Here is a 19,003-nt window from a genome sequence, read left to right as displayed (position 1 = left end):
TCAGTTTCCCTTCACCGCCGAAACGATCTTCTGCGCCGCATCGTCGAGATCGTCGGCCGACACGGTGTTGAGGCCGCTTTCGTTGATGATCTTCTTGCCGAGTTCGGCATTGGTCCCTTCAAGGCGCACCACCAGCGGAACCTTCAGTCCTACCTCCTTGACCGCGGCAATCACGCCCTCGGCAATGACATCGCAGCGCATGATGCCGCCGAAGATGTTGACGAGGATGCCCTTCACATTCGGATCGGCGGTGATGATCTTGAAGGCGGCCGTGACTTTCTCCTTGGACGCGCCGCCGCCGACATCGAGGAAGTTCGCCGGCTCCGCGCCGTAGAGTTTGATGATGTCCATGGTAGCCATGGCAAGGCCGGCACCGTTCACCATGCAGCCGATATTGCCGTCGAGAGCGACATAGGCGAGGTCGTATTTCGACGCCTCGATCTCCTTCTCGTCCTCTTCCGTCGTGTCGCGCAATTCCGCTATGTCCGGGTGCCGGAACAGCGCGTTGTTATCGAACGACACCTTGGCGTCGAGCACGCGCAGCCGGCCGTTCTTCATGACGATCAGCGGATTGACTTCCAGAAGGCTCATATCCTTCTCGATGAAGGCCCTGTAGAGGAGGGGAAACAGCTTCTCCCCGTCCTTGGCTGCCTCGCCGCCGAGCTTCAACGCGCCGTTCAGCTTCTTGACGTCGGCGGCAGTTACGCCCTTCTCGGGATCGATGGCCAGCGTGATGATCTTTTCAGGCGTGTCATGCGCCACCGCCTCGATGTCCATGCCGCCTTCTGTGGAAACTACGAAGGCGACGCGGCCGACGGTGCGGTCGACGAGGATCGAGAGGTAGAGTTCGCGGTCGATATCGGCGCCGTCCTCGATATAGAGGCGGTTGACCTGCTTGCCGGACGGCCCGGTCTGCTTGGTCACCAGCGTGTTGCCGAGCATCTCCCTGGCGTTGGCGACGACCTCCTCGACGGACTTCGCCAGCCGCACGCCGCCCTTGGCGTCCGGCGAAAGCTCCTTGAACTTGCCCTTGCCGCGGCCGCCCGCATGGATCTGGCTCTTCACCACATAAAGCGGCCCGGGCAGCTTCTTCGCCGCTGCCTCGGCCTCGGCGGCGCTGAAGATCGCAACACCTTCGGCCACCGGCGCACCGAAGCCTTTCAGCAGCTGCTTGCCTTGATATTCATGGATGTTCATCGCCGGCGCTCACTTGTTGCCGAGATTGGGGGCGATCTTGACGCAAGCCTCGCAAAGACCGGCCACGGCGCCGACCGACTTGTCGAACATCTTCTGCTCGGCGCCGTTGAGATCGATCTCGATGACGCGCTCGACGCCGCCGGCGCCAATCACCACCGGCACGCCGACATACATGTCCTTGACGCCGTATTGACCGGATAGATGAGCAGCGGCCGGCAGGACGCGCTTCTTGTCCTTCAGATAGGCCTCGGCCATCTGGATGGCGGAGGCCGCCGGCGCGTAGTAGGCGGAGCCGGACTTGAGCAGACCGACAATCTCCGCACCGCCGTCGCGGGTGCGCTGCACGATCTGTTCCAGCTTGTCCTTCGAGGTCCAGCCCATCTTGACCAGGTCCGGCAGCGGAATGCCGGCCACCGTCGAATAGCGCGTCAGCGGCACCATCGAATCGCCATGGCCGCCGAGCACGAAGGCCGTCACGTCCTCGACCGACACCTTGAACTCCTCCGCCAGGAAATAACGGAAGCGGGCCGAATCGAGCACGCCGGCCATGCCCACGACATGGGTCTTGGGCAGGCCTGAAAACTTCTGCAGCGCCCAGACCATGGCATCGAGCGGATTGGTGATGCAGATGACAAAAGCGTCCGGCGCATATTTGCGGATGCCGGCGCCGACCTGCTCCATCACCTTCAGGTTGATGCCGAGCAGGTCATCGCGGCTCATGCCCGGCTTGCGCGGCACGCCGGCCGTCACGATACAGACATCGGCGCCCTCTATACCGGCATAGTCATTGGCGCCGCTGTAGCGCGCATCGAAGCCGTCGACCGGAGATGACTGGGCGATGTCGAGGCCCTTGCCCTGCGGGATACCCTCCGCGATGTCGAACAGAACGACGTCGCCGAGCTCCTTGAGACCGATCATATGCGCCAGCGTACCGCCGATCATGCCGGAACCGATGAGGGCTATCTTGTTGCGTGCCATTTGGGGATTTTTCCTTTGTCTGTGTCCGGACTTCGCGGTGCCGGAGGGACATTTGTGCCAGATCAAGCGGAGTATGCGGCCAGAAAAGCTCGGAAGCTGGAATAGCCCTGCCGCCCGCAAAATTCAACCGATTATTTGGACGTCAAACATTTCAATCGTTTAGAACAAAATGGAATTACGTAAACGTCAAAATTTTTCGCCAAGTGTTCAATCACGGGAAAGGTTTTTACCTGGCGAGGGATGCCGGCGCCGCGGTGTGGCGTTTCGCCCAGCTATCGCGCCAGTCCTGACTCTGCATTTCGATCAGCCTCGACACCGTGCGATCGAATTCGAAGCCTTCGGTGCCCCGCTTGCTCCGGTAGAGCGCCTGCGGCTCGGCCTCGGCACTCACAACCAGACGCGTGCGCTGGTCGTATAGCGTGTCGATCAGCAGTATGAAGCGCTTGGCTTCGTTGCGCTTGCCCTCGGCCAGCACCGGAACCCGATCGAGAAAGATCGTCGAGAACCGTGCCGCGATCGCCAGGTAGTCGCGGGCGCCGAGCGGTTTTTCGCAGAGGTCGGCGAAGCTGAAGCGCGCCACCTCGCCCGCCGCGATCGGCACTGCGATCTGCCTCCCCTTGACGGTGAGCGTCGTTGGCAAGGCTGCCTTGCCATGCGTCATCGCCTTCCATGCGGTGTCCATCTGCCGCTCGGCCGATTCGCCGAGTGGGGTGACATAGACCGGCAGCCTATCGAGCTTTTCGAGGCGGTAGTCCTTGTCGATATCGAGATCGAGCACGTCGACATGCTGTTTCAGAAGTGAAACGAATGGCAGGAACAATCCGCGATTGAGCCCGTCGCGATAGAGATCGTCGGGATTCACGTTGGAAGTCGCCACTAGCACGACGCCGCGCGCAAACAGCGCCGAAAACAGCCGCGACAGGATCATCGCGTCGGCAATGTCGGTGACGGTAAACTCGTCGAAGCACAGGACCCAGGCCTCCTCCGCCAGCGCCGCCGCCACCGGAGGAATGGGATCGTCCTCCTTTACCGCGCCGTTCTTGCGGGCATGGCGATGCTTCTGGATGCGGTCCTGCACATCGGCCATGAAATCGTTGAAATGGATGCGGCGCTTGTGCCGCACCGGCACCAGCTCGAAGAACATGTCCATCAGCATGGACTTGCCGCGCCCGACATCGCCATGGATGTAGAGGCCCTTCACGAATGCCGGCACATTGCGGTTTTTCGCGAACAGCCAGCCGAGCGCGCTCGACTTCTTCGCCAGCCGCTTGGCGCAAATATCGTCGATCAGCCGATCCAGCGCCGCCGCGATCTCCTCCTGCGCCGGATCGGGATCAAGCTTGCCGAGTTCCGCCAGATGCCGATAGCGCTGCACGACGGTGGCTCGTGTCTGGATACCGTCACGCAGATGCATCGGTCATGTCTCTGGAAGTCAACTGCCTGCTGCCTACGAAAAAAGGGCGCGCCGGCAACCGTGCCGCGCTACCCATTCCGCTTCGAAGCCCGACATTCGCCGGGCCGGGCCTTTACCTGGGTCAGCGCGACAGCGAGATCGGCACGCCGCTTTCGGTCTGGCCGTCGAATTTCCCGGCTCCCGAGGCGTAGAGCCGCGCTAGCGTGCCGCCATTCTCATCATAGAGGGTGAGCTGCTTGCCGGCGACATTCCATGATTTGACGCCGTCGATCGGCGCGGGGCAACGCAGCGGCCCGGCACGGAAGCCTTGACCGAACTTGGTCTGAGGGGTCGCTACACGGCAGTTCTGGCCGGCCACGGATGCGTTCCAAACGCCGGCCACGCTGCCGGCCGTCAGGTCCGGCGCATTGGCGTCGGGTGTCGGCAATGCGGCGACCTGAGTGCCGCCCGGTGCTGTCGGAAACTGCGCCGCATTGGCTGTGCCGGGCGCTGCCGGAGGCGGCAGTTGGCCGCTGGTTACCTGTCCCGCCGGTGCGGGCGGAAGCGGCGCTGGCTGCGTGTCCAACGAGGACATGCGCGAGCTTTGGCAGCCGCTCGCCGCGAGAGCCGCCAGCGTCAGGGCCAGCAGACCCGCCTTCGAAACCGAAACGATCATTCCAAACCTCCGTCGGACCGTCGACAACTCGCCATATCCACAAACAAACATGGCCATGTTGGTGAAATTTCAACCGCATATGGTTAAAATCCGGTTTGTGCAGCAAAGTGTTGCATAAATATCGCAGCCGAAATCACCCTCAATCGCGGAGCCGGGATCGGCCGCGAGATCGCCGGAACCTGCTCCCGTCCTTTCGGGTCGTCGCCTCCAGTCGATGTGCAAGCCTCAGGCCCCGACCAATCTCAGCTTCTTGTCGAATACGCCGAGCACGCGGGCCAGCTCATGACCGCGCTTGAGGATCAGGCCGCCAGCCGCCACGACGCTGAAAGCGCCCTGCTTGCGGGCGAGTTTCGGGTTCTTCACGATCTGGAAAAGCGGCGTTTCACTGGTCCGTCGGTATACCGAGAAGACGGCCCGGTCGGACAGATGATCGATGGCGTAGTCGCGCCATTCATTGGCCGCCACCATGCGTCCGTAGAGTTGCAGGATCTGGTCAAGCTCACGCCGATCGAAGGCGACGAACAGGGGCTGCCTGTCGGATCGCGCCTCGTGGAGACGTATCAATATCGCTGACTCTTCCCTACCCTCCGTCGAATCTCCGCGATCAGTCATTCACCACAGCCTTCCATATCGGCCTGTCGTTCGAACAGCGTCGCGCGTTCGCCTTCCAATTGCAAGCCCGCTAAGTACGACCGCTTGAAAACGGCATACGGGGCGCCTCGCCCGGTCACAAACCTGTACAGACTGTATCCATTGGTGACCGCCTGCCTTATTTCCGCCGTCTTTTATCCAAGCTCCCGCCCCATTGTCAGCCGACTTTACGGGTGTTGCCTGAGACGGTTCGGTCCGGCACTGGCCTGTAACCCCAAGCCCCCCGCCCACGGGTCTGGGTCGGATCGAACCAACCTCGGCTGCCCGTGCTCAAACGGGAGCCACGATCCCAAGGTCACCTGAACCGGTGCTGCTTCGCGCGCGCCGGTTTTATTTTTGCTGCTGCTCCTGACCTTCAGCCTCAGAATAGCGCATGATCGCAGCGCCGAAGATCGAACCCGGCAGCCCGCCCTTGCCCACCGCCTGCAGCAGGACCGCGCATCCGCCTTCGTCGGGAATCTTGTCGGCGGGCAGTTCATAGCTTGCCGCCTCGCCGTGCCACATGCCGGCGCTCTGTATGCCGGTGACCGGATTCCAGTACGTCACCTGGCGGCCCTTGTTTTCGCCCCTGCCGATGCCCACGCGCTGGGTCGGCCCGAAATAGACCAGCATGACATGCGCCTCGCCAACGGCATTGGGTGCACCGCCGGCTTCGATCATCAGGCTGTCGCCCGATTGCCTGAGCTTCACGTCGACCGCCATGCCCTTGCCGGAATTGTTCAACTCGTCGAACGCGTCCATCACATCGGCCCGCTTGGCGCCGTTGACATGGATACGCCCGTTGATGACGGCCTGCGGCGTATAGACGGAGCGGGACCCGAAGGCGCGCATATAGGAATATTGCCGCTCGGTATTGTCGGCGTGACTCAATGTGTCGCGCCAGCCGAGATAATCCCAGTAATCGACATGATAGGCGAGCGCCACGTAATCGGGGCTGGTGGCGAATTCCTGGAACACGGCATCGGCCGGCGGGCAGGAACTGCATCCCTGGCTGGTAAACAGTTCGATAACGCCAGTGGGACGCGCGGCTTTACCGGTCTCGGCCGCCCCGGAGGCGGCCGGCGATGCCAGCACCGCCAGCATCATCCAGAAGACAAATCGAAAACTCATGGCCATTCCAGCACGGCCCGGCCGGGAAGACCGGGCTTCTTGTGATTATTGCAGGAACAATAGCCAGACCCCGGCATCAACGGAAAGTCACGTTGCGGTGACACGGATCACTTTGGGCGCGAATGCGCCGCCATGAAAAACGCCGCCGGCATGACCCGGCGGCGTCCAGATGCTGTTCAAGTTGCCGGCGCAGCACACCGGCGGCTGGGTTTATGCGGCGAGATCGCGCAGCACATATTGCAGAATGCCGCCATTCTTGAAGTAGTCGAGCTCGTCAACCGTATCGATGCGGCAGACGATCGGCACATTCTTCACCGTACCGTCGGCAAACGTCACCGTTGCATGCATCTTCTGACGCGGACGGATCGTCTCCAGCCCCTCGATGGTCACCAATTCGTCGCCCTTCAGCCCGAGCGAAGCCCACGACGTGTTCTCCTCGAAGACGAAGGGAATGACACCCATGCCGACCAGGTTCGAGCGGTGGATGCGTTCGAAGGACTGGGCGATGACGGCGCGCACGCCAAGCAGGTTGGTGCCCTTGGCGGCCCAGTCACGCGACGAACCGTTGCCGTATTCGATGCCGGCAAAGATGACCAGCGGCACGCCCTCGCGACGATATTCCATCGCCGCGTCGTAGATCGGCATCTCCTCCTTGCTTGGATAGTGGATGGTGTAGCCGCCCTCGCGGCCGTTTTCGCCCAGCATGTGGTTGCGGATGCGGATATTGGCGAAGGTGCCGCGCATCATCACCTCGTGATTTCCGCGCCGCGTGCCGTACTGGTTGAAGTCGGCAACACCGACGCCGTGATCGGTAAGGTACTTGCCGGCAGGCGAAGCCGCCTTGATCGAACCAGCCGGCGAGATGTGGTCGGTGGTGATCTTGTCGCCGAACAGTCCGAGCACGCGCGCACCCTCGATCTTGCCGACGTGGCCCGGCCGCGCGCCCATGCCGACGAAGTAGGGCGGGTTCTGCACATAGGTCGAGGCGTCGTCCCAGGTGTAGGTCTGGCCTTCGGGCGCCTGCACCGCCTGCCAGTTCTCATCGCCCTTGAAGACGTCGGCATATTTGCGGGCGAAGAGCTCGCGGGTGACGTTCTTTTCGATGAACTCCTGGATCTCGGCCGAGCTCGGCCAGATATCCTTGAGGAACACCGGGTTGCCGTCGCGGTCCTCGCCGAGCGGCTCGGTAGTCAGGTCTTTCCTCACCGTGCCGGCCAGCGCATGAGCAACGACCAGCGGCGGCGAGGCGAGATAGTTGGCCTGCACGTCCGGCGAAACGCGGCCCTCGAAGTTGCGGTTGCCCGAGAGCACCGCCGCCCCGATCAGACCCTTGTCGTTGATGGTCTTGGAGATCGGCGCCGGCAGCGGGCCGGAATTGCCGATGCAGGTGGTGCAGCCGAAGCCGACGAGATTGAAGCCGATCTGATCGAGTTCCTTCTGCAGACCCGACTTCTCCAGATATTCGGCGACCACCTGGCTGCCGGGAGCAAGCGAGGTCTTGACCCACGGCTTCTGCTTGAGCCCGAGCCGATTGGCGTTGCGGGCCAACAGGCCGGCGCCGATCAGCACGCTTGGATTGGAGGTGTTGGTGCAGGAGGTGATTGCCGCGATCACCACGTCGCCATGGCCGAGATCGTAGTCGGCGCCTTCGACCGCGTAGCGTTTCGTCGTGTCGACGGTTTTCTTGTATTCGGTCTCCAGCGACTTGGCGAAGCCTGAGGCGATACCCTCGAGCGGGATGCGGCCTTCGGGACGCTTCGGCCCGGCCATCGACGGCACGACTTCCGAAAGATCGAGCTCGAGCAGGTCGGTGAACACCGGATCGGCCGAATCATTGTCCCGCCACATGCCCTGCGCCTTGGAATAGGCCTCGACCAGGTCGATGCGGTTCTCGGCACGGCCCGACATCGACAGATAGCGCACCGTTTCCCCGTCCACAGGGAAGAAGCCGCAAGTCGCGCCGTACTCGGGCGCCATGTTGCCGATGGTCGCGCGGTCGGCAAGCGTCATGTTCGACAGGCCGGGTCCGAAGAACTCGACGAACTTGCCGACGACACCCTTCTTGCGCAGCATTTGGGTGACGGTCAGCACCAGGTCGGTGGCGGTGACGCCTTCCTTGAGCTTGCCGGTGAGACGGAAGCCGATGACTTCCGGCAGGAGCATGGAAACCGGCTGACCGAGCATGGCAGCCTCCGCTTCGATGCCGCCCACGCCCCAGCCGAGCACGCCAAGCCCGTTGATCATGGTGGTGTGCGAATCGGTGCCGACGCAGGTGTCCGGATAGGCGGTGATTTCGCCTTCATCGACGCTGGTCCACACGACCTGGCCGAGATATTCGAGATTGACCTGGTGGCAGATGCCGGTGCCCGGCGGCACGACGCGGAAATTGCGGAACGCCTGCTGGCCCCACTTCAGGAACTTGTAGCGCTCCTGGTTGCGCTGATACTCAAGCTCGACATTGCGCGCAAAGGCCAGTGGCGTGCCGAACTCATCGACGATGACCGAATGGTCGATGACCAGGTCGACCGGCACCAGCGGATTGATCTTCTGCGGGTCGCCGCCGAGCGACACCATGGCGTCGCGCATCGCCGCCAGATCAACCACTGCCGGAACGCCGGTGAAATCCTGCATCAGCACGCGCGCCGGGCGATAGGCGATCTCGACGCCCGCCGTGCCGCGGTCGGTCAGCCATCCGGCCAGCGCCTGGATGCTTTCCTTGGTCACCGAGCGGCCGTCCTCGTTGCGCAGCAGGTTCTCCAGCAGCACCTTCATCGAATAAGGCAGTTGCGCGATGCCGGTCAGGCCGTTCTTCTCAGCTTCCGGCAGGCTGTAATAGACATAATCCGCGCCATCCACCTGAAGTGTTCTGCGGCACTTGAAACTGTCGAGTGATTTGGACATTTGCGATCCCATCCTGGTCGTTCTGCCTAAGCGGGAACGGACTCCTGTGGCATGCAAATCACGCGCAAAGGTGCGGGTACGGCCATTTCCGCTGTCCGCTCCCAAGCGTCCGGCCGTTCAAGGCGGCTCGTTAGCTGGTTCGGCGCTATATAGGTTTCCATGCCGACCGCTGGCGTGGTGGCTCGCATATAAAGGCTTTTCTGGAATAGTTCTAGACCGATATGAGGCGATGTGACGAAATCTATGCCGAGGTTTTCCGCCCCATCCTGTTCTAAACTGCTAGAATCGATCAGCTTTGCGAATTCGAATTGATTCAGGCCGAATCGATCGGGATTCAGGCTGAAAGCAGAAGATTTCCGGGCGGCGCCGGTCGGCGTCGGATTCTAGATGATTGGGGGGCGGATGCGGCTTGTTGCCGATGATCTTGGCGGAAAGCGCGGCGGCGAAACGATCTTTTCGGGCGTTTCCTTCGCCTTGGCGGAAGGCGAAGGGCTGATCGTCACCGGACCGAACGGCGCGGGCAAATCGACGCTGCTTCGCGTCGTTGCCGGCTTGTTGCCAACGGCCGATGGTGCAATTCGCCTTGAGGGTGGCGGAGCGGACTGCCCCTCCGTCGCCTCCGCCTGTCACTATCTTGGCCATGAGAACGGAATGAAGACGGCGCTGACCGTCGCGGAGAACCTGGCCTTCTGGCAGGATTTTCTCGGCACCGCTCACCTGCCCGTCATTGAAGCGCTGGAGATGGTCGGGCTCGACTCGATCGGCCATCTGCCCTTCGGTTATTTGTCGACCGGACAGAAGCGGCGCATTGCGATCGCCAGGCTACTCGTCAGCTATCGCCCGGTCTGGCTGCTCGACGAACCGACCTCGGGTCTCGACAAGGCCTCCGAGATGCAATTCATCGCGCTGATGCGCGCCCATCTCGATGATGGTGGCATCATCATTGCCGCGACGCATCTGCCGCTCGGCCTCGACAATGTGTCGGAACTGAAGATGGGGGAGCATCACTGATGCCATCCTTGGCCGGGTCGACAGGCTCACATTCGATGCACATCGCGCGAATTTTCGGTGTGGCCTCCTGATGCTCGCGCTTTATCTCCGCGATGTCAGGCTTGGCATCCGCGCCGGCGGCGGCGCGCTGACCGGCGTTCTATTCTTCCTCGCCGTTATTGCCACCATTCCTTTCGGCATCGGGCCCGACCTCAACCTGCTCGGGCGAATCGGCCCGGCCATCCTGTGGATCGGCGCGCTGCTTGCCTCGCTGCTGGGACTCGACCGTCTGTTTCAGGCCGACCGCGAGGACGGCTCGCTCGATCAGCTTCTGCTCACCGCCGACCGCCACATGCTTGCGCTGACGGTCTTCGTCAAATGCCTTGCGCACTGGACGGCGGGCGTCCTGCCGCTGGTCGTCGCCGCCCCGCTGCTCGGCCTGTTCATGAACATGGAAGCGGTGGGAATTGGCGCCGCGGCCACGACGCTTCTCGTCGGCACCCCGGCCATAACCTTCATCGGTGCCGCCGGGGCCGCCGTCGCCGTGGCGTTGCCGCGCGGCGGTCTGCTGGTTTCGGTGCTGGTTCTGCCGCTGGTCATCCCCGTCCTGATCTTCGGCGTCTCGGCAAGTTACGGCGCGGTCAACGACCCGGACCCTTTTCTGCCGCCGTTTCTCATTCTTTGTGCGCTCACGCTATTCCTCGCCGTGATCGGGCCGGTCGCCGCAGCGCTTGCACTCAGATCAGGCGTCGATTGAGTATGAAATGCGAATCCGTCGCATCGCTGTTCGATTGCGAATATGCGGCACGACGGTTATGAGACATCGATTGACCGGCGGGCCGGCATCGGGCGGGATGTTCGATTGACTTGCGTGCCCGCCATTCCGGAGGCCTGCATGACGGCACATGCGCTCTATGTTTCGGCGGCCTACGCCATATCTGCCCTGGCGCTGGCCGGATTGGTGGTCTGGATCATCACCGACCAGCGCGCGCGCCAGCGCGAAATGGCTGAACTCGAAGCCAGCGGTCTGCGTCGACGCTCCGACCGTCGCGGCGAGGAACAATGACGACGGAATCTCAAACACAGAAGCCGCGCCGACGGCTGATCGTGCTTTTGCCGCTGGCAATCTTCCTGGCGCTGGCCGGCATTTTCCTGATGCAGTTGCTGTCGGGCCGTGACATTTCGACGGTGCCGTCGGCACTGATCGGCGAGCCGGCCCCGAAGACCAGCCTGCCGCCGCTGGAGGGCATTTCGTTGCCCGGCATCGAATCCACGCAATTTGCCGGCAAGGTCACGCTGCTCAACGTCTTTGCGTCATGGTGCGCACCGTGCCGCGAGGAGCATCCAGTGCTGATGGCGCTGGCGCAGGACAAACGCTTTGGCATCGTCGGACTGAACTACAAGGACAAGCCCGAGAACGCGCGCCGCTTCCTTGGCGACCTAGGCAACCCCTATGGCGCTATCGGCACCGACGAGGCGGGACGCGGCGCCATCGACTGGGGCGTCTACGGCGTACCGGAGACCTTCGTCATCGGCAAGGACGGCAAAATCGCCTTCAAGCATGTCGGGCCGTTGACGGTGCAATCCGTGCAAACGGCGCTGCTGCCGCAGATCGAGAAGGCGCTGGCCGCAACGCCATGACGTGTGCCGCGCCTCAGCCGTAGATTTCGCGATAGACGTTGTACAGCATCTCGCCACGATTGCCGTTGATGTCGGCCAGATCGCGCTCTGTCATCCCCTCGATTTCGGCAACAAGGCGGTTGAAGCGACGGCGCTTTTCGGCTCGTTCCCTGATGCGGGCAACTGCGTTGGAAAAGATCATGACAGGCTCTCCTTTCAGAGCGACGCCTTGACCGGCGCCCGGTTTCCTCCCTGATCCTTTGACTTAGATTGGCCTTCTGGTGCTGCAATGCAACAAGCAATGTGCAACGCACCAATGCGTTTGCCGCATGTCGATTTGACAGTCGTTTGGTGCGGAGATCTGCGGATTACTTCCGGATACGCTCGTCGAGCGAGTGGCGCATGATCAGCGGCATCTGGAAGAAGGTGAAGACCAGCGTGATCGGCATGATGCCCCAGACCTTGAACGCCACCCAGGCGTCGGTGGAGAAAGACCGCCACACCACTTCATTAACCACGGCCAGGAACAGAAAAAACACACCCCAGCGTAAGGTGAGCTTGCGCCAGCCCTCGGCATCGAGACGGAAGGCGGAATCGAACACATAGCCAAGCAGCGATTTGCCGAACAGCAGCCCGCCAAGCAGGGTCGCGCCGAACAGCGTGTTGACGATCGTCGGTTTCATCTTGATGAACACGTCGTCCTGAAGCCACAGCGTCAGCGCACCGAAAACGAAGACGACGATGCCCGAGACCAGGGGCATCATCGGCAATGTGCGCGTAAGGATCCAGGAAACGGCGAGCGCGACCGCCGTAGCGACCATGAACAGGCCGGTCGCCACGAAAATCGGCCCACCCAGATCGCCGAGGGTCGGAAACTTTCCGACCAGCCACTCGCCGCGCGCATTGGCGAAGAAGAACACCATCAACGGCCCGAGCTCGAGCGCCAGCTTGAGCAGCGGGTTGATCTCCTTCTTCTTCGGATCGGAGGGGTCGCGTTCGAGGATCGGAGCGTTCATGGCTTCAGGCTACTCCCGCGATCGCCTTGGCGAAATCGCTTGCGGAAAATGGCTCGAGGTCATCGACCTGTTCGCCGACGCCGATGAAATAGACCGGCAGCTTGTGCTTGGCGGCGATGGCGACGAGAATGCCGCCGCGTGCCGTGCCGTCGAGCTTGGTCATGACCAGCCCATTCACGCCGGCGACATTGCGGAAGATCTCGACCTGGTTCATGGCATTCTGGCCGGTCGTGGCGTCGACCGTTTGAAGCACGGTATGGGGTGCCTGCGCGTCGTGCCGGTTCAGCACGCGCACGATCTTCTCAAGCTCGGCCATCAGCTCGGCCTTGTTCTGCAGCCGGCCGGCCGTATCGATGATCAGCACGTCGGAGCCCGCCTGGCGCGCCTTCTCGAAAGCGTCCCAGGCAAGGCCGGCCGCATCCGCGCCGAGCTTCGAGGCGACCACCGGCGAGTTGGTGCGCTCGCCCCAGATCTTCAACTGCTCGATCGCGGCGGCGCGAAACGTATCGCCCGCCGCCAGCATCACCGAGAGACCGCCCTCAGTCAGTTTGGCGGCAAGCTTGCCGATCGTGGTGGTCTTGCCGGTGCCGTTGACGCCGACCACGAGAATGACATGCGGCTTGTGCGACAGGTCGAGTTCGAGCGGCATGGCGACGGGCGCCAGCACCTTTTCGACTTCATCGGCCATGATGCGGCGCACGTCGGCTTCCGTCGTCTGGCGGCCGTAGCGGCCGGACATCAGCGTATCGGTGATGCGCATCGCTGTTTCCATGCCGAGATCGGCGCGGATCAGCACCTCCTCGAGATCATCGACGATGTCTTCGTTGAGCCGGCTCTTGGTGAAGACCCCGGAAATATTGTCGCCGAGCTCTTTCGACGAGCGCGCCAAGCCGGATTTCAGGCGCTGGAACCAGCTTTGTCTCGATGCCTGAGGTGCGGGCGCAATCGGCTCGGCCTTCTGCGCGACCTTTTTCGCTACCGTGACCTTGCCTGCCGCCGATGGCGGCGGTGGCGGCGGCACGGGTGCCGGTTCAGGGGCGATCTCGTCGCGCAGCGGCTCGGCCTCGATCGGATCGGGCTGGCGCAAGGGCGGAGAAATTTCCGCTGCCGGAGCCGCCTCATGTAGTTCGGCGGCGGGCGCCGGCTGTTTCGGCGAAGCCCCGGCGGATGCAGTCTCGGGCGCCGCTGGCGATTCTTCCTGGTTCCTGTTTTCGTCCTGTGGTCTCTCGACGGGTGCGGGCGCCGCCGCCGCTTCCTCGGCTGGCGGCGAAACAGTTTCGGCTTCGGGAATTTCAGTCGCAGCAGGGGCTTCCGCTACCGCCGAGGCCTCCTGCTCGCCTCGTTCCGGCTCGGCCGGCGGGGTTTGGACCGGCTCTGGTTCTGGTTCGGGGGTTTTGACTTCCGAAGCAGCGGTCTCTGTCTCAGCGGGCGGAGCTTGCGGGGACGCATCGTCCGCCTCGGCAGGACGCAGGAAGTCCGGAAGCGGACCGTGTCCGGCCGCGGCTTCATCGACTGCCGGCGTGTCAATCGCCGGCGCTTGCACACTCTCTTCGGGCACGGCCTCATCGGCCGGCTTCTTGCCGAAGGAGAAAACTTTCTTGATGAAGCCGAATGCCATGCTGTCAGCCCTTCTCAGGCCGCGCGCTGGGCGGCAGGACCGGCGACGAGGCGGGCGCCATCATGACCGGCGATCGTCGCATCAACGATGTCGCCCGGCACACCGCCGTCAATCGCGACAAGCGTGAAGCCTTCCGTGCGGCCGAGCCCGTTTCGCTCGACAAGCACTGATTGCCGGGTACCGACGAGCGATTGCAGATGGCGCCGATAGGACGCCTCGCCGGCTGCGCGGAGCCGGGCAGCCCGCTCCTTGATCGCGCCGCCCGCCACCTGCGGCATTCGCGCGGCAGGCGTACCTTCGCGCGGCGAAAACGGAAACACGTGAAGATGGGTCAGCCCGCATTCGGCAACGATTCTTAGCGAATTCTCGAACATTTCCTCCGTCTCGGTCGGAAAACCGGCGATGAGGTCGGCACCGAAGACAATCTCGGGGCGCAACTTGCGCACGTCCTCGCAGAAGCGGATCGAATCGTCGCGAAGGTGACGCCGCTTCATGCGCTTCAGGATCATGTCGTCGCCGGATTGCAGCGACAGGTGCAGATGCGGCATCAGGCGCCTTTCCGTCGCGATCGCCTCCATCAGATCGTCGTCGGCTTCGATGGAATCGATCGAAGAAAGCCGGAGCCGGCGCACCTCCGGCACTTCGCGCAGGATCGTCCTCACCAGCTTGCCAAGTCTCGGCTTGCCGGGCAGATCGGCCCCATAGCTGGTCATATCGACGCCGCTCAGCACGATTTCGGCATAGCCGTTGCCGCTCAGGCGCTTGATCTGCTCGACCACGGCGCCCATCGGCACCGAGCGCGAATTGCCGCGCCCATAGGGAATGATGCAGAAAGTGCAGCGATGGTCGCAGCCGTTCTGCACCTGCACGAAGGCGCGCGCCCTGCCCTCGATGGCGTCGACCATGTGGCTGGCCGTCTCGCGTACGCTCATGATGTCGTTGACGCGCACCTTCTCGGTGTCGTTGACGCCGAAGTCCGGCAAGGCACGGTAGTTGTGGGCCTTCAGCTTCTCCTCATTGCCGAGCACCAGATCGACCTCGTCCATCGCCGCGAAGGCGGTGGGGTCGGTCTGCGCCGCGCAGCCGCTGACGATGATGCGGGCCTGCGGATTTTCGCGGCGTGCCTTGCGGATCGACTGCTTGGCCTGGCGCACCGCCTCGGCGGTGACCGCGCAGGTGTTGAAGATGACCGCGCCATCCTTCAGCCCGCCAAGTCCGGCCGCCTCCGCCTCGCGGCGCATCACCTCGGATTCATAGGTGTTCAGCCGACAGCCGAAAGTGACGACTTCGATTCCCATCAGGCCACGTCCTGACGCTCGCGGACCCAGGCGCCCGTGGCGGGATCGAACGTGCCGGAAAATTCCCACTCGGCCGGGCCGGTCATGACAACATGTCCGTCCTCCTCGCGCCACTCGATCGACAGCGGCCCGCCCGGGACCGTGACCGTTACAGTGCGGCCGGTGCGATTGGTGCGGGAAGCGCATACCGCGGCCGCACAGGCGGCCGAGCCGCAGGCCCGGGTCAGCCCGGCGCCGCGCTCCCAGGTGCGCAGCGTCAGCGCCTCGTGCGAAGTGACCTGCGCTATGGAAATATTGGCGCGTTCGGGAAAGATCGGGTGATTTTCGAGCAGCGGACCGAAACGTTCCAGATCGTAGGACCAGACGTCGTTCTCGACCCAGAAGATCGCATGCGGATTACCCATCGAGGCGACGGAAGGCGAATGCAGCACCGGCGCGTCGATCGGTCCGATCTGCAATTCGATCACGCGCGTGTCGCGAAACTCCTCGGCAAGCGGAATCTCCTGCCAGCCGAAGCGCGGCTGCCCCATATCGACCGAGATCAGGCCGTCCGCATGTTCCTCGGCGCTCAGAATGCCGGCGATCGTCTCGAAGGTGAATATCTTTTCACCCGTCTCGGCGGCCAGCGCCTGCACCACGCAGCGCATGCCATTGCCGCAGGCCTGCGCCATCGAGCCGTCCGAATTGATGATCTCGACATAGTTCATCGTGCCGGGCGTGCGCGGATCGTGAATAGCCATGATCTGATCGAACTTCGTCGCCGGATCGGCATTGAGGGCGACCGCCGCCGCCGGCGCGATGCGATCGGCACGGCCGCGCATATCGGCAACGATGATCTCGTTGCCGAGTCCGTTCATCTTGGCGAAAGGCGCATTGGTGTTCATTGCGGCCTATATGGCGGAAACGTCGACGAATTACCAGTCTCGCCGTCGGGCAACGTCGTGTTCCCGCCATTCATGGAAAGCTGCATCAGAACCGTGTTCAGCCAGCGGCCATGCTTGAAACCGGAACCTTCGAGCGTACCGCAATGGCGAAAGCCCAGCGCCTCATGCAGCTTGACCGACGCGCTTTGCGCACTACCGTCGCCGATCACCGCCAGCATCTGGCGAAAGCCGAGCGCCTGAGTGTCGGAAACCAGTCTCTCCAGCAGCGCCCGCCCGAGGCCCAGGCCTTGTCGATCCGGCGCGATATAGATCGAGTCCTCGACGATGAAGCGGTAGGCAGGGCGCGGGCGGAAAGGCCCGACATAGGCGTAGCCCGCAATGTGCCCGCCGAGTTCCGCGACGATGTAGGGGAACCCTCCGTCGCGCAGCCTGGAAAACCGCGCCTGCATCTCGCTGCATGACGGTGGATCCAGTTCGTAGCTTGCCGTCCCGTTAAGGACGGCATGGGCGTAGATTGCGGTGATCGCGTCGAGGTCGGAAGTTTCGGCGGATCGGATATGGATGTGGTTCATCTTGCGCTTGTGGCTTGCCGTCTCCGCCCAATAAAGCAGGAGGCGATCCGCCAGTCACGCATGAACTTCAAGCGGAAAACGCTCGGTCAGACCGCTTCGTCTTTGAGCGCGATCAACACGCCGGCGATCGCCGCGCCCGCACCCAACCCGACGGCGAAGCCGGAATCCGGGTTTCCGATCATCGCACCGATAGCGGTCCCGGCGAAACCGCAGATCGCCAGGCAAATCGTCATCTGAAGGGATGTCATGTATTTGTATTCCGCATGGAGTTCCGGGGCGCAGGTTGAGGCAGCGGATTTGGCGGACTCGCAGGCACGGGGCTGCGATTTTCCTCAATGATCCGGTAGACGGCATAGGCCGCCAAGGCAATGAACAAGGCCCGCATCATTCAACGTCTCTTCTTCAAGGGAGAAAAATCGGCCGGTTCGTCGGGCCAACGCGCGAACCAGGGACGCGCGCCAAGTGCAAAGAGCAGATCGAACAGCTTCCACATTCGAGAATTCCTGTACGAGTTCCCGCTTCCGGTGACGGGATTAAGTCTCCAAGTCCAAAAGAGTTCCGATATGCAGAGGCTGAAAGTTCGTTGGAAATATGGCCTCGCGTCATATCGGCGTGTTCCATGACCAATCGACATCAGGGTTTGGGCGTGACCAGTTGCCAGCGGCGGCATTTCTCCCCTACACAACCGGAGTATTGCCTCGGCACCGAGTGCGCCTGAACCGAAGGAATATCATGCCGTCACCCTTCAAAGCCTATGACGTCCGCGGCCGCATTCCGCAGGAGATCAATGCTCCTTTCGCCTACCGGTTCGGTCAGGCGACAGCGCACCTGCTCGATCCGGCGACGGCGGTCGTCGGCTACGACATGCGCCGCGACAGCCCGGCGCTCGCCCAGGCCCTGGCGCAAGGGCTTCTCGACAGCGGCACAAGCGTCCTGCCGCTCGGGCAATGCGGCACCGAAGAAGTGTACTTCCACACCGCCCACACCGGCGCCGATATCGGGCTGATGGTGACGGCAAGCCACAATCCCGAAGATTACAACGGCATGAAGATGGTGCTGAAGGGCGCCACTGCCGCGACACGCGAAAACGCCTTCACGGCCATCGAGGAACTTGTTCTGTCAAACAAGCCGCTTGCCGCCGTCCCCGACTATGCACAGCGCGGAATGCTGCATCGGACACTCGACCGCGCCGCCTATATCGAGCGCCTGCTTGCGCAAGTCGCCGGCAAAACGCTCAAACCGATGAAGATCGTCTGTCATGCAGGCAATGGCTGCGCCGGCCCTGTTATCGATCTTCTGGAAAAGCACCTGCCTTTCGAATTCATCAAGATCGACCACGAACCGGACGCGACGCTGCCGAACGGCATTCCCAATCCGCTTCTGCCCGAAAAGCGCATGCGCGCCAGCCAGGCCGTCATCGACCATGGCGCCGATCTCGGCATTGCATGGGACGGCGATTTCGACCGCTGCTTCCTCTACGATCATCACGGCCGCTTCGTGGAGGGTTACTATCTGGTCGGGCTGATTGCGCAAACCATGCTGCGCGACGACCCCGGCGCTACCATCCTTTATGATCCCAGGCTCACCTGGAACACGATCGATCTCGTTGCCTCGGCCGGCGGCGTCGCCAAGGCCTGCCCGACGGGACACGCCTTTTTCAAGCGGATGATGCGCGAGGAAAATGCAGCCTATGGCGGCGAGATGAGCGCCCACCATTATTTCCGCGATTTCAGCTTCTGCGATTCCGGCATGCTGCCCTGGCTGACCGTGGTGGCGGAACTATCGGCCACCGGCGAAACGCTTGCCGATCTCGTCGCAAGCCGTATCGCTGCCTTCCCATGTTCGGGCGAAATCAACTTCACCGTCGCCGATGCCGCGCGGTCGCAGGAGAAAGTCGCCGAAGCCTATCTGCGGCTCGACCCTGTGGTCGAAAAGCTGGACGGCTTGAGCATGGCCTTCGACGATTGGCGCTTCAATCTGCGCGCCTCCAACACCGAGCCGCTGCTGCGTCTGAATGTCGAGACGCGGGCCGACCCTGACCTGCTTGCCAGCAAAGTGGCGGAAATCAGCAAAATCGTCAGCGCCGGCTGATCGGCGCC

Annotated in this window: 19 protein-coding genes; 5 read left to right on the top strand and 14 right to left on the bottom strand. The window is 62.7% G+C overall.

What is annotated here, in order from left to right; all coding sequences use genetic code 11:
- From sucC to acnA, 7 genes are all read right to left on the bottom strand, one after another.
- Positions 1–1,197, bottom strand: coding sequence for an ADP-forming succinate--CoA ligase subunit beta (gene sucC, locus ACLKMW_RS16520; protein WP_415725583.1), 1,197 nt, complete (start codon positions 1,195–1,197; stop codon positions 1–3).
- A 9-nt stretch (positions 1,198–1,206) separates the two neighbouring features.
- Positions 1,207–2,175 carry a malate dehydrogenase gene (gene mdh, locus ACLKMW_RS16515; protein WP_415725582.1) on the bottom strand — a complete coding sequence of 323 codons (969 nt, stop codon included), beginning with the start codon at positions 2,173–2,175 and terminating at the stop codon, positions 1,207–1,209.
- A gap of 226 nt (positions 2,176–2,401) precedes the next feature.
- On the bottom strand, positions 2,402–3,589 hold the full coding sequence (zapE, locus tag ACLKMW_RS16510; protein ID WP_415725581.1) for a cell division protein ZapE: 1,188 nt from the start codon (positions 3,587–3,589) through the stop codon (positions 2,402–2,404).
- Between the two features lie 121 nt (positions 3,590–3,710).
- Positions 3,711–4,244, bottom strand: coding sequence for a protease inhibitor Inh/omp19 family protein (locus tag ACLKMW_RS16505; protein ID WP_415725580.1), 534 nt, complete (start codon positions 4,242–4,244; stop codon positions 3,711–3,713).
- 225 nt (positions 4,245–4,469) lie between these two features.
- Positions 4,470–4,856 carry a DUF2794 domain-containing protein gene (locus tag ACLKMW_RS16500; RefSeq protein WP_415725579.1) on the bottom strand — a complete coding sequence of 129 codons (387 nt, stop codon included), beginning with the start codon at positions 4,854–4,856 and terminating at the stop codon, positions 4,470–4,472.
- A gap of 369 nt (positions 4,857–5,225) precedes the next feature.
- A complete protein-coding gene (locus tag ACLKMW_RS16495; RefSeq protein WP_415725578.1) occupies positions 5,226–6,005 on the bottom strand; it encodes a DUF1223 domain-containing protein in 780 nt (259 codons plus the stop codon).
- A 210-nt stretch (positions 6,006–6,215) separates the two neighbouring features.
- Positions 6,216–8,906 carry an aconitate hydratase AcnA gene (gene acnA, locus ACLKMW_RS16490; protein ID WP_415725577.1) on the bottom strand — a complete coding sequence of 897 codons (2,691 nt, stop codon included), beginning with the start codon at positions 8,904–8,906 and terminating at the stop codon, positions 6,216–6,218.
- Positions 8,907–9,308: 402 nt separating this feature from the next.
- On the opposite strand from acnA, the gene ccmA reads away from it, so the two are divergent.
- The 4 genes from ccmA (at position 9,309) to ACLKMW_RS16470 (ending at position 11,537) form a co-directional block, all read left to right on the top strand.
- Positions 9,309–9,917 (top strand): heme ABC exporter ATP-binding protein CcmA, encoded by a 609-nt coding sequence (ccmA, locus tag ACLKMW_RS16485; protein ID WP_415725575.1) that lies wholly within the window; start codon positions 9,309–9,311, stop codon positions 9,915–9,917.
- Positions 9,918–9,987: 70 nt separating this feature from the next.
- Entirely contained in the window at positions 9,988–10,653 is a 666-nt protein-coding gene (gene ccmB / locus ACLKMW_RS16480; RefSeq protein ID WP_415725574.1) for a heme exporter protein CcmB, read from the top strand.
- A gap of 138 nt (positions 10,654–10,791) precedes the next feature.
- Positions 10,792–10,962, top strand: coding sequence for a heme exporter protein CcmD (ccmD, locus tag ACLKMW_RS16475; RefSeq protein WP_415725573.1), 171 nt, complete (start codon positions 10,792–10,794; stop codon positions 10,960–10,962).
- Positions 10,959–11,537, top strand: coding sequence for a DsbE family thiol:disulfide interchange protein (locus ACLKMW_RS16470; protein ID WP_415725572.1), 579 nt, complete (start codon positions 10,959–10,961; stop codon positions 11,535–11,537). Before ccmD ends, ACLKMW_RS16470 begins: the two co-directional genes overlap by 4 nt.
- A 13-nt stretch (positions 11,538–11,550) precedes the next feature.
- On the opposite strand, the gene ACLKMW_RS16465 is transcribed toward ACLKMW_RS16470, so the two are convergent.
- From ACLKMW_RS16465 to ACLKMW_RS16435, 7 genes are all read right to left on the bottom strand, one after another.
- Positions 11,551–11,718 (bottom strand): hypothetical protein, encoded by a 168-nt coding sequence (locus tag ACLKMW_RS16465; protein WP_415725571.1) that lies wholly within the window; start codon positions 11,716–11,718, stop codon positions 11,551–11,553.
- 166 nt (positions 11,719–11,884) lie between these two features.
- Positions 11,885–12,532 carry a septation protein A gene (locus ACLKMW_RS16460; protein WP_415725570.1) on the bottom strand — a complete coding sequence of 216 codons (648 nt, stop codon included), beginning with the start codon at positions 12,530–12,532 and terminating at the stop codon, positions 11,885–11,887.
- A gap of 4 nt (positions 12,533–12,536) precedes the next feature.
- Positions 12,537–14,150, bottom strand: coding sequence for a signal recognition particle-docking protein FtsY (gene ftsY, locus ACLKMW_RS16455; protein ID WP_415725569.1), 1,614 nt, complete (start codon positions 14,148–14,150; stop codon positions 12,537–12,539).
- Positions 14,151–14,164: 14 nt separating this feature from the next.
- Complete coding sequence (mtaB, locus tag ACLKMW_RS16450; RefSeq protein ID WP_415725568.1) at positions 14,165–15,448, bottom strand: tRNA (N(6)-L-threonylcarbamoyladenosine(37)-C(2))-methylthiotransferase MtaB; 1,284 nt, start codon at positions 15,446–15,448, stop codon at positions 14,165–14,167.
- Positions 15,448–16,332 (bottom strand): diaminopimelate epimerase, encoded by an 885-nt coding sequence (gene dapF, locus ACLKMW_RS16445; RefSeq protein ID WP_415725567.1) that lies wholly within the window; start codon positions 16,330–16,332, stop codon positions 15,448–15,450. The genes mtaB and dapF overlap by 1 nt, the downstream gene beginning before the upstream one ends.
- Entirely contained in the window at positions 16,329–16,904 is a 576-nt protein-coding gene (locus ACLKMW_RS16440) for a GNAT family N-acetyltransferase (RefSeq protein WP_415725566.1), read from the bottom strand. The genes dapF and ACLKMW_RS16440 overlap by 4 nt, the downstream gene beginning before the upstream one ends.
- Positions 16,905–16,990: 86 nt before the next feature.
- Entirely contained in the window at positions 16,991–17,152 is a 162-nt protein-coding gene (locus ACLKMW_RS16435) for a hypothetical protein (RefSeq protein WP_415725565.1), read from the bottom strand.
- A 484-nt stretch (positions 17,153–17,636) separates the two neighbouring features.
- Here ACLKMW_RS16435 and ACLKMW_RS16430 point away from each other — a divergent pair, with 484 nt between their 5' ends.
- A complete protein-coding gene (locus ACLKMW_RS16430; protein WP_415725564.1) occupies positions 17,637–18,995 on the top strand; it encodes a phosphohexomutase domain-containing protein in 1,359 nt (452 codons plus the stop codon).
- Positions 18,996–19,003: the final 8 nt, after the last annotated feature.

It is taken from the genome of Borborobacter xinjiangensis (assembly GCF_047739745.1).
In the GTDB taxonomy this organism is placed as follows: domain Bacteria; phylum Pseudomonadota; class Alphaproteobacteria; order Rhizobiales; family Rhizobiaceae; genus Pseudaminobacter.
Note: the sequence above shows the minus strand (reverse complement) of the source record. Positions and strands in the feature narration are given on the sequence as shown.